This is a genomic window from Streptomyces sp. NPDC056527 (genome assembly GCF_042794475.1).
Lineage (GTDB): Bacteria > Actinomycetota > Actinomycetes > Streptomycetales > Streptomycetaceae > Streptomyces.
The window spans coordinates 50,963-66,360 of the sequence record NZ_JBHTTQ010000036.1; the positions used below are offsets into that span (position 1 = coordinate 50,963).

Annotated in this window: 13 protein-coding genes and 1 other RNA gene; 12 read left to right on the forward strand and 2 right to left on the reverse strand. The window is 71.5% G+C overall.

Annotation, left to right across the window (positions count from 1 at the left end; all coding sequences use genetic code 11):
• Positions 1-78: 78 nt before the first annotated feature.
• From ACFQ7Q_RS19130 to ssrA, 3 genes are all read left to right on the forward strand, one after another.
• Positions 79-1,269 carry a S41 family peptidase gene (locus tag ACFQ7Q_RS19130; protein WP_383556390.1) on the forward strand — a complete coding sequence of 397 codons (1,191 nt, stop codon included), beginning with the start codon at positions 79-81 and terminating at the stop codon, positions 1,267-1,269.
• An 18-nt stretch (positions 1,270-1,287) separates the two neighbouring features.
• Complete coding sequence (gene smpB, locus ACFQ7Q_RS19135) at positions 1,288-1,827, forward strand: SsrA-binding protein SmpB (protein ID WP_383556392.1); 540 nt, start codon at positions 1,288-1,290, stop codon at positions 1,825-1,827.
• A 104-nt stretch (positions 1,828-1,931) separates the two neighbouring features.
• Positions 1,932-2,324, forward strand: a transfer-messenger RNA (tmRNA) gene (gene ssrA / locus ACFQ7Q_RS19140).
• Between the two features lie 29 nt (positions 2,325-2,353).
• Here the strand turns inward: ssrA and ACFQ7Q_RS19145 are convergent.
• Complete coding sequence (locus ACFQ7Q_RS19145) at positions 2,354-3,718, reverse strand: MFS transporter (RefSeq protein ID WP_383556394.1); 1,365 nt, start codon at positions 3,716-3,718, stop codon at positions 2,354-2,356.
• Between the two features lie 82 nt (positions 3,719-3,800).
• On the opposite strand from ACFQ7Q_RS19145, the gene ACFQ7Q_RS19150 reads away from it, so the two are divergent.
• The 3 genes from ACFQ7Q_RS19150 (at position 3,801) to ACFQ7Q_RS19160 (ending at position 7,559) form a co-directional block, all read left to right on the forward strand.
• A complete protein-coding gene (locus ACFQ7Q_RS19150) occupies positions 3,801-4,769 on the forward strand; it encodes a LysR family transcriptional regulator (RefSeq protein ID WP_383556396.1) in 969 nt (322 codons plus the stop codon).
• Positions 4,770-4,979: 210 nt separating this feature from the next.
• Positions 4,980-6,347, forward strand: coding sequence for a nitrate/nitrite transporter (locus ACFQ7Q_RS19155; protein ID WP_383556398.1), 1,368 nt, complete (start codon positions 4,980-4,982; stop codon positions 6,345-6,347).
• A 75-nt stretch (positions 6,348-6,422) separates the two neighbouring features.
• Positions 6,423-7,559: a uroporphyrinogen-III synthase gene (locus ACFQ7Q_RS19160; RefSeq protein ID WP_383556401.1), complete on the forward strand. Its 1,137-nt coding sequence runs from the start codon at positions 6,423-6,425 to the stop codon at positions 7,557-7,559.
• A 20-nt stretch (positions 7,560-7,579) separates the two neighbouring features.
• Here the strand turns inward: ACFQ7Q_RS19160 and ACFQ7Q_RS19165 are convergent, their stop codons facing one another.
• Positions 7,580-8,062 (reverse strand): DUF1772 domain-containing protein, encoded by a 483-nt coding sequence (locus ACFQ7Q_RS19165; protein ID WP_383556403.1) that lies wholly within the window; start codon positions 8,060-8,062, stop codon positions 7,580-7,582.
• Positions 8,063-8,333: 271 nt separating this feature from the next.
• Between ACFQ7Q_RS19165 and ACFQ7Q_RS19170 the strand changes: the two genes are divergently transcribed.
• From ACFQ7Q_RS19170 to ACFQ7Q_RS19195, 6 genes are all read left to right on the forward strand, one after another.
• Positions 8,334-8,885 (forward strand): CGNR zinc finger domain-containing protein, encoded by a 552-nt coding sequence (locus tag ACFQ7Q_RS19170; RefSeq protein WP_383556406.1) that lies wholly within the window; start codon positions 8,334-8,336, stop codon positions 8,883-8,885.
• Between the two features lie 82 nt (positions 8,886-8,967).
• Positions 8,968-9,555, forward strand: a complete 588-nt coding sequence (locus ACFQ7Q_RS19175; RefSeq protein ID WP_383556409.1) for a sigma-70 family RNA polymerase sigma factor — start codon at positions 8,968-8,970, stop codon at positions 9,553-9,555.
• The gene (locus tag ACFQ7Q_RS19180; RefSeq protein WP_383556412.1) at positions 9,552-10,448 is read left to right on the forward strand and encodes an RNA polymerase subunit sigma; all 897 of its coding nucleotides are present in this window, start codon (positions 9,552-9,554) and stop codon (positions 10,446-10,448) included. Before ACFQ7Q_RS19175 ends, ACFQ7Q_RS19180 begins: the two co-directional genes overlap by 4 nt.
• A gap of 62 nt (positions 10,449-10,510) precedes the next feature.
• Positions 10,511-12,856 carry a HelD family protein gene (locus tag ACFQ7Q_RS19185; protein WP_383556417.1) on the forward strand — a complete coding sequence of 782 codons (2,346 nt, stop codon included), beginning with the start codon at positions 10,511-10,513 and terminating at the stop codon, positions 12,854-12,856.
• A gap of 366 nt (positions 12,857-13,222) precedes the next feature.
• Positions 13,223-14,659, forward strand: coding sequence for an NAD-dependent malic enzyme (locus tag ACFQ7Q_RS19190; RefSeq protein WP_383556420.1), 1,437 nt, complete (start codon positions 13,223-13,225; stop codon positions 14,657-14,659).
• Between the two features lie 379 nt (positions 14,660-15,038).
• Positions 15,039-15,320 (forward strand): HU family DNA-binding protein, encoded by a 282-nt coding sequence (locus tag ACFQ7Q_RS19195; protein WP_017237029.1) that lies wholly within the window; start codon positions 15,039-15,041, stop codon positions 15,318-15,320.
• Positions 15,321-15,398: the final 78 nt, after the last annotated feature.

Below are 15,398 nucleotides of genomic sequence, written 5' to 3' on the forward strand. Positions count from 1 at the left end.
GAAGAGCCCCTTGAGCGCCCCGGGCGCCGTGCGGTCAACGACCGTACGGCGCCTTTCGCTTGTCCTAGAGTGGGCGCCATGCCGGTGGGCCCCGGGTCGCGAACCGACCTCTGTCTCCGGCCCCGCGGAGTCCTCCGTGGGGCCGCTTTGACGTTGGTCTTCGCCGGGGTCCTCGCCACCGCCGCGGCGACCGGCGCCCTGCCCCGGCAGGAGACCACCGCGGTGAAGCGCGAGCAGTTCTCCCCGCCGCGCGACACCGTCGACCGGAGCGCCCTCGCCCGCGCCGCCGCCGACGCCATGGCCGACGGCAAGTCGGGCAAGAAGGCCGCCGAGGAGTTCGTCAGCCGCAGCGGCGACCGCTGGGGCGCGGTGTACGACCGGGCGGAGTTCGAGGAGTTCGAGCAGGCGCTGGACGGCTCGTACACCGGCGTCGGCATCTCCGCGCGGAAGGCGCCCCAGGGGCGTATCGAGATCTCCCGCGTCCAGGCCGGCGGCCCCGCCGCGAAGGCGGGGCTGCGGACCGGCGACCGTCTCGTCGCCGTCGACGGGCGCGATGTCGGCGCCCTGTCCGTCTCGGAGGTCGTCGCCCTGCTGCGCGGCGCCGGCGTCTCGGGCTCCACGGTCGCCCTCCGCGTCGAGCGCGGCGGCTCCGCCTGGACCGAGACCCTGCGCAGGGCCCGGCTGGCCACCGAGGACGTCACCGTGCGGCGGCTCGACGACGGAGTGGTGCTGATCAAGGTGGCCGCCTTCACCAAGGGCGCGGGCGAGCGGGTACGGGAAGCGGTACGGGACGCCCCGGCCGGCGCCGGAGTTTTGCTGGACCTGCGCGGCAACGCGGGCGGGCTGGTCGCCGAGGCCGCCGTCGCCGCCTCCGCCTTCCTCGACGGCGGTCTGGTCGCCACGTACGACGTCGACGGCGAGCAGCGCGCGCTGTACGCCCAGAGCGGCGGGGACACCCACCGGCCCGTGGTCGCCCTGGTCGACGGCGGCACGATGAGCGCCGCCGAGCTCCTCACCGGCGCCCTGCAGGACCGGGGCCGGGCGGTCACCGTCGGAGCGCGCACCTTCGGCAAGGGCTCCGTGCAGATGCCGAGCACCCTGCCCGACGGCTCCGTCGCCGAGCTCACCGTCGGTCATTACCGCACCCCCGCCGGTCACGGCGTCGACGGCAGGGGCATCACCCCCGACCTGATCGTCGGCGATGCCACCGGCAAGAGGGCCGAGGAGCGGGCCAGAACGGTATTGAGTGGCCTCGGAGGGGGCTCGTAGTGCGAAAATGGCCGCACTATGGCAAAGGGACTCGTGAACGTGCAGGGCAAGCCTGCCAAGAAGAAGGACCCGGAGAAGGGTCCTGAGCGCAAGATCATCGCGCAGAACAAGAAGGCGCGCCACGACTACCACATCATCGACACCTACGAGTGCGGTGTGGTGCTCATGGGCACCGAGGTGAAGTCGCTCCGGATGGGCCGGGCGTCGCTGGTCGACGGCTTCGTGCAGATCGACAGGCACGAGGCGTGGCTGCACAACATCCATGTGCCCGAGTACATGCAGGGCAGCTGGACCAACCACTCGGCGAAGCGGAAGCGCAAGCTGCTCCTGCACCGCGCCGAGATCGACAAGCTGGAGGCGAAGTCCCAGGAGACGGGTCACACGATCGTGCCCCTCGCCCTGTACTTCCTGAAGGGCCGCGTCAAGGTCGAGATCGCGCTCGCCAGGGGCAAGAAGGAGTACGACAAGCGGCAGACGCTGCGGGAGAAGCAGGACACGCGCGAGACGAACCGCGCGATCGCGGCGGCGAAGCGTCGTCAGCGGGCCGCGTCGGCCTAGCTCCCCGCGGTCGCCTCCCCTTAATACGCTGGCAACCGTGCGCGGTCGTCACGTACGATGGGGCCTGCACCTCACAGCGGGTGCACACCTTGAAAAAACAACATGGGGATGATCGGTTTCGACAGCGGATGTCGAAGCAGGGGAAGCGTGTCGAGGAAGCGGCAATGATCTCGTAAACCATATGTCGCAACCAATAATCGCCAACTCCAAGAGCGATAACTCCCGCTTCGCCCTCGCTGCCTAATTTTAGGTAACGAGTAGAAGCCTCTGTGAGGAGCGTCAGCCCGGGGGTGGTCCCGACCCGGATCCTGGCGTCATTTAGGGATCTAAACCTCTAGCCCCGGTCACGGGGGCCTGAGGGAAATCAAACAGTGACTGAGCCCGTCGGAGACTTGTCCGCGTGATCTCCGGGGCTGAGAAACTCCTAGCGGACTGCACACGGAGAAGCCCTGATTCTGCACCGTTGGACGCGGGTTCGATTCCCGCCATCTCCACTCATCCCATGTGGGCACAGGCCCGGCAGTCGTCACGACGACCGCCGGGCCTCTGTCATTTCCCGGACCGGCGCACGTCGGGTCGGCGCCGGTGCCGTCCTCCGGGTCTCCCGGGCCTTCCGGTTCGTCTCCCGAGTCGTCTCCCGTACGAGTGCCAGAGCGGCCGCGGCCGCCGGGACCAGGAAGGCGTACACCGTCGACGGAGCGTTCTCGGCCGTCCAGCCGCCGGTGGCCGAGCCGACCGCGATGCCCGCGAGGAGGGCGGTCACGGCGAGGGTCATGCCCTCGTTGAGCCGGCCGTGCGGGGTCAGGCGCTGGACCAGCGCCATGCCTGTGACCAGCGTCGGGGCGGTCGCCATGCCCGCCACCAGCAGACCGGCCGCCAGGGCCAGCAGGGAGCCGGTCGAGGCACCCAGGAACGGCAGCGTCATCAGGCAGGTCATCGCGACGAGGCAGGTGCGCAGCCGGACCGCGCGGCCCGTACGGCCGTAGACCAGGCCGGCCGCGAAGGAGCCCGCGGCCTGCAGGGCCAGGATCGGGCCGGCGAGCGGGCCGTCCACGTGCGCGAGCGTCACGACCTCCATCGCGCCGAAGACCGCGCCCGTCGCCAGGAAGACGCCGAGCAGAGGCACCGTTCCGGCCACGCGCAGCAGGGAGCCGGGTGCGGTGGCGGAGCGGGGAGCGACCGGGGGTTCGGTGGAGCGCTGGGCAGCGAACACCAGGACGCCGGTGAGCAGCAGGACCGTGGCGAGCAGCGTGCCCGCCTCCGGGAACAGCGCCGCGCACACGAACGCCGCCAGGACCGGGCCCAGCATGAAGCACAGCTCGTCGACGGCCTGCTCGAAGGCGTTGGCCGTGTGCAGCGCCGCCGGGTCGCCCCGGTACAGGTGGGCCCAGCGGGCGCGGGACATCCCGCCGGTGTTGGGGCAGGTCGCCGTCGCGGCGTACGCGGCGAACAGCGTCCAGACCGGCGCCCGGTGGTGCACGCACAGCAGCAGGGCCAGCGAGCCGAGCGCGGCGAGCGCCGTGGCGGGGACGGCGACCCGGGCCTGCCCGTGCCGGTCGACCAGCCGCGCGGTCCAGGGTGCGACGACGGCGGTGGCGGCCATCCCCGTCGCCGTGACGGCGCCGGCGAGCGCGTACGAGCCGTACGCCCCCGCGATCATGATCACCGCGCTGACGCCGAACATGCCCATGGGCAGCCGGGCGATCAGATTGCCGACGGTGAAGGCTCGGGCGCCGGGGGTGGCGAAGAGCCGCAGGTAGGGATTGGCGGAGACGGTCGTGCGGGTGCGGGTGCGGGTGCCGGTGCCGGTGCCGGTGCTTGTGCGCGGTTCGCGGTAGCGGGGGGCGAGCGCGGGGCCCGCCGGGGTGAGCGTGAGGTCGTGGTGCGGCATGGACCCAGCCTCCGGGGACCCCTGGGCCGCGGTCCAACACCTGATCCGTGGCCATTCACGCACTCGTGTTGTTAAATGCCGGGTGGTCACTTCGTACGAGATCGAGCCGCGGCTCCTGCGCGCCTTCACCGCCGTCGCCGACGAGCTGCACTTCACCCGTGCCGCCGCCCGCCTGTACGTCGCCCAGCAGGCCCTCAGCCGCGACATCCGTCGGCTGGAGCGGGACCTGGGCACGGACCTGTTCGTCCGGACGACCCGGCAGGTGACGCTCACCCCGGACGGCGTGCGACTCCTTCCGTACGCCCGCAGGGTGCTGGCCGCCTGCGACGAACTCGCCGACGCCTTCCGGGCGGCCGCCCGGCCCCTGCTGGTCGATCTCACCAGCACCGGTCTCCCCGCCCGGGGCCGCGTCCTGGAACGGGCGCGCGAACTCGCCCCGGAACAGGAGCTGATGGCCCGTTTCGAGAACGGGCTGGCCGGGGCCGCCGCCGAGATCCTCGCCGGGCGCCTCGACGTCTCCTTCGGACGGTACGGCGGGCTCGACGCGTCCACGCGCGGGCGGCTCGCCTCGCAGTTCGTACGGTACGAGCCGATGGCGGTGGCGCTGCCCGACGACCACCGGCTCGCGGACCTCGCAGCGGTGCCGCTGGCCGCGCTGGCGGGCGAGAGCGTCTACGCGGGCGCCGGCAACGACCGCACCCCGGAGTGGACCGACCTGGCCGCCCGGCTCTTCGCGGGGCGCGGTATCGCCGTCGCGCCGCCCGCGCCGATGGCGGTGGGGAAGGAGGAGTTCCAGCGGATCATGGCCAAGCTCCGCATGCCCGTCCTCGCGGTGGTCGACTTCCCGCCGATGCCGGGCCGTGTGCTGCGGCCCCTCGTCGACCCCGTGCCGCTCTCGCCGGTGAGCCTCGTGTGGCGCAAGGGGCTGCGTCACCCCGGCCTGGACGCGCTGCGGACCGCCGCGGCCGAGATCGGCCGGCGGGAGGGCTGGCTGGAGCGCCCCGCGGACTCCTGGGTACCGGAAGGGGAGCCGGGGGTGCCGGGGGCCTGAGGTGCCAGGGATCCGATCCGGGTCGTGGCGACCCGGGGAGCTCTCCCGGGTCCGTATCCCCGTACTCACATCACCTGTGTGCGCCGGGTGAGAGCAAGGTTCCGTACCCGTCACTTTCCGCCACCGGCCCGAAACGCGGCTTGCCTAGGGTCTCCTCAACGAGATCCAGGGCGTCTGGACGCTCGGGACCCGACACCGTGGAGGTACGTGATGGGCGGCCGATGGATCGAACGGTGGGAGCCGGAGGACGAGACCTTCTGGCGTGAACAAGGAGAGCGGATCGCCCGGCGCAATCTGGCCTTCTCCGTGCTCTCCGAGCACATCGGCTTCTCCATCTGGAGCCTGTGGTCGGTCATGGTCCTCTTCATGGGACCGCAGTACGGCATCGACCCGGCGGGGAAGTTCTTCCTGATCGCGACGGCGACCTTCGTCGGCGCGCTCATCCGGATCCCGTACACCTTCGCCGTCGCCCGTTTCGGCGGCAGGAACTGGACCGTCTTCAGCGCGTTGCTGCTGCTCCTGCCGACGGGCGTCGCCTACGCGGTGATGGAGCCGGGCACCTCGTACAACACCTTCCTGCTGGTGGCGGCGCTCACCGGCGTCGGAGGCGGCAACTTCGCCTCCTCCATGACCAACATCAACGCCTTCTTCCCGCTGCGGAAGAAGGGCTGGGCGCTCGGCCTGAACGCGGGCGGCGGCAACATCGGCGTCCCCGTCGTCCAGCTCATCGGCCTGCTCGTCATCGGCACCGCCGGCGCCATGCACCCGCGGATCGTCCTCGGCGTCTACGTCCCGCTCATCCTGATCGCGGCGGTGTGCTCCGCGCTCTTCATGGACAACCTCGCGCCGGTGAAGAACGACACCGGAGCCGTGAAGGAAGCGGTGGGGGCCAAGCACACCTGGATCATGGCCTTCCTCTACATCGGCACCTTCGGCTCCTTCATCGGCTACAGCTTCGCCTTCGGTCTGGTCCTCCAGACCCAGTTCGGCCGCACCCCGCTCCAGGCCGCCTCGCTCACCTTCATCGGCCCGCTGCTCGGCTCGCTGATCCGGCCCGTCGGCGGCTCGCTCGCCGACAAGTACGGCGGCGCCCGCATCACCCTGTCGACCTTCGCGGCCATGGCGCTCGCGACGGCGGTCGTCGTCTACGCCTCGGTCGTCGAGTCCCTCGCAGTCTTCCTCGTCGGCTTCATCGGACTCTTCGTCCTCAGCGGCCTCGGCAACGGCTCCACGTACAAGATGATCCCCGCGATCTTCCTGGCGCAGGGCCACCGCAAGGGCCTGTCCGGCGAGGAGGCGGAGTCGTACGGCCGCAGGCTCTCCGGGGCCTCCATGGGGCTGATCGGCGCGGTCGGCGCGCTCGGCGGGCTCGGCATCAACCTGGCCTTCCGGCAGTCCTTCCAGACGGCCGGCACCGGCACCTCGGCCTTCGTCGCCTTCCTCGTCTTCTACGCGGCCTGCATGGTCGTGACCTGGGCGGTATACCTTCGCCGCCCGGTCGCCGTACCGGACACGGCGGAAGGCGCGGCAGGTGCCTCGGGTGAGACGTCGCCGCAGCGCGGTTACGCCGAGGTGTGATCCGGAGTGGTCCGTAACGGCCAGGAAATACCGGCGATCCGAGTCTGTGACCAATCGCCGTCAGGCTCGGTCGTCATGTACGAGCAAGAGCAGGGTCCCCTCGCGGGGTTCACCGTCGGCGTCACGGCGGCACGGCGCGCGGACGAGCTGGGCGCGCTCCTTCGCCGCCGGGGTGCGGCCGTGGTCCACGGCCCGGCGCTGAGGATCGTGCCGCTCGCGGACGACACGGAACTGCTCGCCGCCACGAAGGAACTCATCGACCACGCCCCGGACGTCGTCGTCGCCACCACGGCGATCGGCTTCCGCGGCTGGGTCGAGGCGGCGGACGGCTGGGGCTACGGCGAGGAGCTCCTCGACTGCCTGCGGGGCGTCGAACTCCTCGCCCGCGGGCCCAAGGTCAAGGGCGCGGTACGGGCGGCGGGGCTCACGGAGTCGTGGTCCCCGTCGTCCGAGTCCATGGCAGAGGTGCTCGACCGGCTCCTCGCCGAGGGCGTGGCAGGGCGGAGGATCGCGCTCCAGCTGCACGGGGAGCCGCTCCCGGGGTTCGTGGAGGCGCTGACGGCGGGCGGCGCGGAGGTCGTCGGCGTACCGGTCTACCGGTGGATGCCTCCCGAGGACGTCGGCCCGCTGGACCGGCTCCTGGACGGGGTGCTGAGCGGTTCCCTGGACGCCGTCACCTTCACCAGCGCGCCGGCCGCCGCCTCGCTTCTGACGCGGGCGGAGGACCGGGGCGTGCTGCCGGAGTTCCTCGCGGCGCTGCGGAACGAGGTGCTCGCGGTGTGCGTGGGGCCGGTGACGGCGCTGCCGCTCCAGGCGCACGGCATCGACACGCTCCAGCCGGAGCGCTTCCGGCTCGGGCCGCTGGTGCAACTGCTCTGCCAGGAACTGCCCTCCCGGGCCCGTACGCTCCCGGTGGCCGGCCACCGCATCGAGATCCGGGGGCACGCGGTCCTGGTCGACGGCTCTCTGCGTCCGGTGCCGCCGGCCGGGATGGCGCTGCTGGGCACCCTGGCCCGGCGACCCGGCTGGGTCGTCTCCCGGGCCGAGCTGCTGCGCGCCCTGCCGGGCGCCGGCCGCGACGAGCACGCCGTGGAGACGGCGATGGCCCGGCTGCGGACGGCACTCGGCACGCCGAAGCTGATCCAGACGGTGGTCAAGCGGGGTTACCGGCTGGCGCTCGACCCGGTGGCGGACACCAAGTACGACGAGTAGGTCCGGTGCGCACGGCGCGGTCACCGCGCCCGGCGTATCGCGAGCGCCCGCAGCAGGCACGCGAAGCCCACGGCCGTCAGGACCGCGCGGACGATGTTCCAGGCCACCCACGGGGTCTCGAAGTCCGCGCGGGCCCGTACCGGGTCCGTGGCCGCCGCGAGGGCGTCGTTGAGCGGGACGTTCACCGCCGAGGTGACCACGAAGACGGCCACGTACACGACCAGCGCCGCGAGCGCCCACGGCTTCGCCGGGGTGCCCCGCAGCTGCCATGCCGCGACCGCGGTCAGGATCAACGCCCCGAAGAAGGGCGTGAAGAAGACCGGGTTCTGGATCACGTCGTTGATGTTCCGCATCACCTCCACGAAGACCTTGTCGTCGCTCCGTGCCAGCGCCGGCATCACCGAGCACACGTACGCGAACCACACTCCGGCGATCAGTCCCGTCGCCACCGTCGCCGCGCCCAGCACCGCGCCGGCCGCCGTCCCACCCCTGTTGTCCGTCATGGCCCCAGTCAAGCGGCCGCGGGCCGGCGAGACCATGCACGTGCGTCCACGATCCATACGCGGGCGTCCACGACGGGACGACCCCCCTCCCCATCCGCATCCGTCCACGGCGCAGCTCTCCCGCCGACCGCAGTCGCCCACCGGGCACGGCTCCGGCTCGCCGTATCCGTCCGACGCGCCCTCTAGCGGGCTCCGCTCGGGGTGGGCACTCTGGTCGCAGCGCCCGCCGGTTCCCGCGCCGGCCCCACGACCGCGAGGTGGTGACAGGGTCATGACCGTACGGTTCGACTCCGGGCGGATCTGCCTGGATCTGGCCGCCCACGCGCTCCGCCGCGCCGACGCGCTCGACGACTTCCTGCGCACCACCGGACTCGTCCCGGCCGCCACCCCGCTGAGCGCGCTCGACGCCCACTGGGTCGTGCGCTTTCGCGAACTGCGCGACTGCGTCCGCGAACTGGTGGGCGCCCAGCTCGACGGGCGGCGCGCCGATCCCGCGCTGGAGCGGCTCAACGCGTTCGCCGCCGCCTCCGCCCCGCCCGCGCCCCGCGCCGTCCGCACGGAAGCCGACGGGCTCGTACGGGCGTTGAGCGACGAACCCGACTGCCGCGCCCTGCTCGCCGCCGTCGCCAGGGACGCCGTCGACCTGCTCACCGACCCGGCCGCCCGCGCCCTGCTCCGACGGTGCGAGGGCGACAACTGCCGCCGCTGTTATCTGGATACGTCGCGGGGACGCCGCCGGCGCTGGTGCTCCAGTGAGACCTGCGGTAACCGCGAACGAGTTGCCCGCCATCGGGCAGCCCGAAGGGGAATCGTGCCGGTGTGAAAAAATCTTGAGCACCGTTGAGTCGAACCCTCTCCGGCTCCGTACCTCTCGACGACAACAGGGTCTCGACCGGGAGGTTCAGGTGCGCAAGGATGCGGCCGTGGCCGATGACCGTCCGCATCGGGCCCGGCATCGCAGTGAGGTCCCACGCTTTCGACCCGACGTCCCTGACGAGGAGTTGATGCGTGCTCTCTACCGCGAACATGCCGGGCCCCTGCTCGCCTATGTACTACGCCTCGTCGCCGGCGATCGCCAGCGTGCCGAGGACGTCGTGCAGGAGACGCTCATCCGTGCCTGGAAGAACGCCGGCCAGCTCAACAGGGCTACCGGCTCCGTCCGACCTTGGCTGGTGACGGTTGCCCGGCGCATCGTCATCGACGGCCACCGAAGCCGGCAGGCCCGGCCTCAGGAGGTCGATCCGTCACCGCTCGAGGTCCTGCCCGCGGAGGACGAGATCGACAAGGCGCTGTGGCTGATGACGCTCTCTGATGCGCTCGACGATTTGACGCCCGCCCACCGGGAAGTGTTGGTCGAGACCTACTTCAAGGGGCGTACGGTCAATGAGGCGGCCGAGACCCTCGGCATACCTGCCGGGACCGTGCGTTCCCGGGTGTTCTACGCACTCCGTTCGATGAAGCTCGCGCTGGAGGAGAGGGGGGTATCGGCATGACACCGCCGCACGACGCCGCGGGTGCGTACGTACTCGGCATCCTGGACGACGTCGACGCCGCCGCCTTCGAGGCGCACCTGGTGGACTGCGACCTCTGCGCCGCGCACGTGGAGGAGTTCGCCGGGATGGAGCCGATGCTGGCCATGCTGGCGGACGGCGACACCGCTCCGGCCGCCCCGGACCCGTACTCGGGCCTGTATGCCGCCCCCGACCCGTACGCCGGCTCCACGGGACCCGTGGCCGATCCGTACGCCGACCGGGCCTTCGACGACTTCGCGCCCCGGCCGCCGGCCCCGCCCGGTCCTCGGCGCATCCCCTCCGCTCCCGTCTCCCTCGACTCCACACCCGGGCCGCAGCTCCTCGGCCGGCTCATGGACGAGGTGGGCGCCAAGCGGGCCCGCTCCCGTCGCCGCACCTTCTACCTCGTCGCCGCCGCGGCGATCCTCGTCGTCGGCGGACCCGCCGTCGCCGTCGTCGCCACCTCCGACGGAGGCAAGGAGAACCGGGCGATCGAGCCCCACCCCACCAGCCCCGCCGAGGACGCCTTCTTCAACCACATGGAAGAGAAGATCCAGGCCACCGACCCGACGACCAAGATCAGTGCCACCGTCGGTCTGGAGAAGAAGGGCTGGGGCACCCACACCGTCCTCGAACTCAAGAACGTCAAGGGCCCGCTCAAGTGCCGGCTCGTCGCCGTCTCCAAGAGCGGCGAGGAGGAGGTCGTCACCTCCTGGGCCGTGCCGAAATGGGGATACGGCATCCCCGACGCCACCATGGAGAGCGCCAAGAACCCGCTGTACGTGCACGGCGGGGCGGCCATGGAGCGCAACGACATCGACCACTTCGAGGTCCGGACCTTCGACGGCGAACGCCTCGTGGAGGTGGAGGCCTGACATTTCGGCCCCCTGTGGCGTACGCTCGACGGCTGCCCAGTGCACGTCAGAAGGGGGCCTTAGTGGCCGCGCAGGAAGCCGTGGACACCGTGGACACGGTCCGGGACCGTGAGATCGGTGTCGAGCAGGAACATCTGGACCAGGTCTACCGCCGCCTCGAGGAGAAGATCCGCGAGGCGGAGTTCCTGATGAACGACGCCGCCAAGCGCGGCCAGGTCGGCACGCCCGGCGCGCTCGCCGAGCGCGACGCCCAGGTGTTCCGGGCCGGTATCCACCTCAACCGGCTCAACAACGAGTTCGAGGACTTCCTCTTCGGCCGGATCGACCTGCTCTACGGCAAGGACGGCAAGAAGGGCCCCGACGGCGCGTACACCTCCGTCGAGCCCGCCGAGGACGCCGTACGGCCCGACAACACGGCCGACATCGGCGAGACCCTCCACATCGGCCGGATCGGCGTCCTCGACTCCGACTACGCGCCGCTCGTCATCGACTGGCGCGCACCCGCCGCCGCGCCCTTCTACCGCTCCACGCCGGTCGACCCCGGCCGGGTGGTGCGCCGCCGCGTCATCCGCTCCAAGGGCCGCAAGGTCCTCGGCGTCGAGGACGACCTGATGCGCCCCGAGCTGAAGGCGACCCTGGACGGGCGCGAGCTGCCGGTGATCGGCGACGGCGCCCTGATGGCCGCCCTCGGCCAGGCCCGCAGCCACACCATGCGCGACATCGTCTCCTCCATCCAGGCCGAGCAGGACCTGGTCATCCGCGCGCCCGCCGCCTCCGTCACGTACGTCGAGGGCGGCCCCGGCACCGGGAAGACGGCGGTGGCCCTGCACCGGGCGGCCTATCTGCTCTACCAGGACCGGCGGCGGTACGCGGGCGGCATCCTGATCGTCTCCCCGACCCCGCTGCTCGTCTCGTACACCGAGGGCGTCCTGCCCTCGCTCGGCGAGGAGGGCCAGGTCGCCATCCGCGCCCTCGGCTCGCTCGTGGACGGCGTGGAGGCCACCACGTACGACGAGCCGGCCGTGGCCCGCGTCAAGGGCTCCTCGCGGATGCTCGCCGTCCTGCGCAAGGCCGCCCGCGGCGCCCTGGAGACCCCCGCGCCCAAGCCGGCCGACGGCGATCAGCTCTCCTTCGACGAGCCCCAGGCACCCGCCGGCACGCCCACGCGCCTGCGGGTCGTCGCCTTCGGCCGCCGTCTGGAGCTGGAGGCCGACGACCTCCAGCGCATCCGGCACAACGTCCTGGGCGGCTCCGCGCCCGTCAACCTGCTGCGTCCGCGCGCCCGCAGGCTGCTGCTCGACGCGCTGTACGCCAGATCCGGCGCCGCCGGACGGCACAGCGACCCCGAGCTCGCCGCCGAGCTGCGCTCCTCCTTCGACGAGGACGTCTCCACCGAGGACTCGTTCCTCCGCTTCCTCGACGCCTGGTGGCCCGAGCTCACCCCCCGCCAGGTCCTCGACGCGATGGCCGACGAGAAGCGCCTCGGCCGCTGGGCCCGGCGCATCCTCAACCCCGGCGAGGTCCGCCGCCTCGCCCGCTCCCTGCGCCGTGACGGGCTCTCCGTGCACGACGTGGCGCTCCTCGACGAGCTGAACACCCTCCTCGGCGCCCCGGCCCGGCCGCGCAAGAAGCGGGAGTACGACCCGCTGGACCAGCTCACGGGCCTGGAAGAGCTGATGCCCGTACGGGAGGAGACGCAGCGCGAGCGGGCCGAACGGCTCGCGGCCGAGCGCACCGAGTACGCCCACGTCATCGTCGACGAGGCGCAGGACCTCACGCCCATGCAGTGGCGGATGGTCGGGCGGCGCGGCCGCCACGCGACCTGGACGGTCGTCGGCGACCCGGCGCAGTCGTCCTGGTCGACCCCGGACGAGGCCGCCGAGGCCCGCGACGAGGCGCTGGGGAGCCGTCCGCGCCGCCGCTTCGAGCTGACCGTGAACTACCGCAATCCCGCCGAGATCGCCGAGCTCGCCGCCAAGGTGCTCGCCCTCGCCATGCCCGGCAGCATCTCTCCGCGGGCGGTGCGGTCGACCGGCGTGGTGCCGCGCTTCGTGCCGGTGGCGGAGAAGGCCGATCTGGCCGAAATCGTACGGAGCGAGGCACGCCGTCTGCTCGAACGGGTGGACGGAACGGTCGGTGTCGTGGTCGCCATGAACCGGCGCGAGCAGGCCGCCCGCTGGCTGGCCGACCTCGGCGACCGGGTGGTGGCACTCGGCTCCCTGGAGGCCAAGGGCCTGGAGTACGACGCCACGGTGGTGGTCTCGCCCGCAGAGATCGCGGACGAGTCCCCGGCCGGGCTGCGGGTGCTCTACGTGGCGCTGACCCGCGCCACGCAGCAGCTCACCGTCGTCTCGGGCGCCCGGGACGTGCCGGACGCGGCGGGGGTTCCCGACCTGCTCAGGGACTGATTTCCGGTCAACCTGCGTCGCAGGAATCACTTACCAGAGTGGTTTGTTAGCCTGTCTATGGCACCGGCTCGATCCAAGCCCCCGGGCCCAACCTTCGTCCCTCAGAGGGACCTCTTGCCGCGAGGCGAGCATGGCGGGTCGGTGCCACTTAGTGCATAGCTACGAAGTTGAGGTCCCTGTCACCCCTGGTGACAGGGACCTCTTCTGTTTCCTCGCGGGTTCTCGTATGGTGGAAACTACTTTCCGAAAACAAAATGACCGCATTACCTGCTACCGGCAGGTAGGTGCGACGATCGGAGGGCGCCGCCGGGCAACCAGCCAGGGCGGCGTAGCAACGAAGCTCAGGGAAAGCAGAGGAACTCGGCCATGGCAACGGCGCCCAGCGTCTCGTACTCGATGACGGTCAGGCTGGAGGTTCCCGCCAGCGGAACCGCGGTCTCCCAGCTCACCACGGCGGTGGAGTCCCACGGCGGTTCCGTCACCGGCCTCGACGTGACCGCCTCCGGCCACGAGAAGCTGCGGATCGACGTCACGATCGCCGCCACCTCGACCGCGCACGCCGACGAGATCGTCGAGCAGCTGCGCACCATCGAGGGCGTCGTCCTCGGCAAGGTCTCCGACCGTACGTTCCTGATGCACCTCGGCGGCAAGATCGAGATGGCGTCCAAGCACCCCATCCGCAACCGTGACGACCTCTCCATGATCTACACCCCGGGCGTCGCCCGCGTGTGCATGGCGATCGCCGAGAACCCCGAGGACGCCCGCCGCCTCACCATCAAGCGCAACTCCGTCGCAGTCGTGACGGACGGCTCCGCCGTCCTCGGCCTCGGCAACATCGGCCCCAAGGCCGCCCTGCCCGTCATGGAGGGCAAGGCGGCCCTCTTCAAGCGCTTCGCCGGCATCGACGCCTGGCCGCTCTGCCTGGACACCCAGGACACCGACGCCATCGTCGAGATCGTCAAGGCGATCGCCCCCGGCTTCGCGGGCATCAACCTCGAGGACATCTCGGCGCCCCGCTGCTTCGAGATCGAGGCCCGCCTGCGCGAGGCCCTCGACATCCCCGTCTTCCACGACGACCAGCACGGCACCGCGATCGTCGTCCTCGCCGCCCTCACCAACGCACTGCGCGTGGTGGGCAAGGGAATCGGCGACGTACGGGTCGTCATGTCCGGCGCCGGCGCGGCCGGTACGGCCATCCTCAAGCTGCTCATCGCGGCGGGCGTGAAGCACGCCGTCGTCGCCGACATCCACGGTGTCGTGCACGCCGGCCGCGAGGACCTGGTCGAGGCCGAGAAGGACTCGCCGCTGCGCTGGATCGCCGACAACACCAACCCCGAGGGCGTCACCGGCACCCTCAAGCAGGCCGTCGTCGGCGCGGACGTCTTCATCGGCGTCTCCGCCCCGAACCTGCTCGGCGCGGACGACGTCGCCGCGATGGCGGAGGGCGCGATCGTGTTCGCGCTCGCGAACCCGGACCCCGAGGTCGACCCGGCAATCGCCCGCCAGACCGCGGCCGTTGTGGCCACCGGCCGCTCGGACTTCCCGAACCAGATCAACAACGTGCTGGTCTTCCCGGGTGTCTTCCGCGGTCTGCTGGACGCTCAGTCCCGCACCGTCAACACGGAGATGATGCTGGCGGCCGCCTCGGCCCTCGCCGACGTCGTCACCGAGGACGAGCTGAACCCGAACTACATCATCCCGTCGGTCTTCAACGACAAGGTCGCCGGCGCCGTCGCGGGCGCCGTCCGCACCGCCGCGAAGGCGGCCGGCGCGGGTGCCGACAACGGGACGAACGGGCTCTGAGAGAGTTCGTACACCACGTACGGCGGGCCGCGACGGGGCCGTGAAAGGTCCCGGGCCCGCCGTCGGAACGGCGCGTCGCCGGGCGCCGCGCCGTAGATCCGCCGTAGGGTGGCGCCTCGGCTCCAAAGAGTTTCGGCGGAGTCGACGGAACGTCACCACGCCAGAGCCCGTGGCGCTTTTCGTGTGACCCCAGAGGGTGCCGGATTGGCGTTCCCGCCGCTGGTGGGGGCAGGATGCCTATTCGGGCGCGAGGGTCTGTCACCAGACCCGGGTCCGGGGACTGTCCGAGGGCCCTGGCAGCATCGGCTTCGCTGTGCCCATACATGCGGCTCCGCCGCATGGCACGCCTCACAGGCAAGAAGAACACGGGAGTAACAACATGAACCGCAGTGAGCTGGTGGCCGCCCTGGCCGACCGCGCCGAGGTGACCCGCAAGGACGCCGACGCCGTGCTGGCCGCTCTCGCCGAGACCGTCGGCGAGGTCGTCGCCAAGGGCGACGAGAAGGTCACCATCCCCGGCTTCCTGACCTTCGAGCGCACCCACCGTGCCGCTCGCACCGCTCGTAACCCGCAGACCGGCGACCCGATCAACATCCCGGCCGGTTACAGCGTGAAGGTCTCCGCGGGCTCCAAGCTCAAGGAAGCCGCCAAGGGCAAGTAAGCCTGTAGGCACACCGCCGGAGGCGCCCACGCGGGCCTCTGAGCGAACGAAAGGGCGGCCACCCTGTCAGGGGGTGGC

Excerpts from the sequence above, each read along its gene's own strand:
- ACFQ7Q_RS19155 (WP_383556398.1), top strand. The coding sequence starts at position 4,980 with ATGGGCGGCCGATGGATCGAACGGTGGGAGCCGGAGGACGAGACCTTC.
- ACFQ7Q_RS19130 (WP_383556390.1), top strand. The coding sequence starts at position 79 with ATGCCGGTGGGCCCCGGGTCGCGAACCGACCTCTGTCTCCGGCCCCGC.
- ACFQ7Q_RS19160 (WP_383556401.1), top strand. The coding sequence starts at position 6,423 with ATGTACGAGCAAGAGCAGGGTCCCCTCGCGGGGTTCACCGTCGGCGTC.
- ACFQ7Q_RS19165 (WP_383556403.1), bottom strand. The coding sequence starts at position 8,062 with ATGACGGACAACAGGGGTGGGACGGCGGCCGGCGCGGTGCTGGGCGCG.
- smpB (WP_383556392.1), top strand. The coding sequence starts at position 1,288 with ATGGCAAAGGGACTCGTGAACGTGCAGGGCAAGCCTGCCAAGAAGAAG.
- ACFQ7Q_RS19195 (WP_017237029.1), top strand. The coding sequence starts at position 15,039 with ATGAACCGCAGTGAGCTGGTGGCCGCCCTGGCCGACCGCGCCGAGGTG.
- ACFQ7Q_RS19145 (WP_383556394.1), bottom strand. The coding sequence starts at position 3,718 with ATGCCGCACCACGACCTCACGCTCACCCCGGCGGGCCCCGCGCTCGCC.
- ACFQ7Q_RS19190 (WP_383556420.1), top strand. The coding sequence starts at position 13,223 with ATGGCAACGGCGCCCAGCGTCTCGTACTCGATGACGGTCAGGCTGGAG.
- ACFQ7Q_RS19170 (WP_383556406.1), top strand. The coding sequence starts at position 8,334 with ATGACCGTACGGTTCGACTCCGGGCGGATCTGCCTGGATCTGGCCGCC.
- ACFQ7Q_RS19180 (WP_383556412.1), top strand. The coding sequence starts at position 9,552 with ATGACACCGCCGCACGACGCCGCGGGTGCGTACGTACTCGGCATCCTG.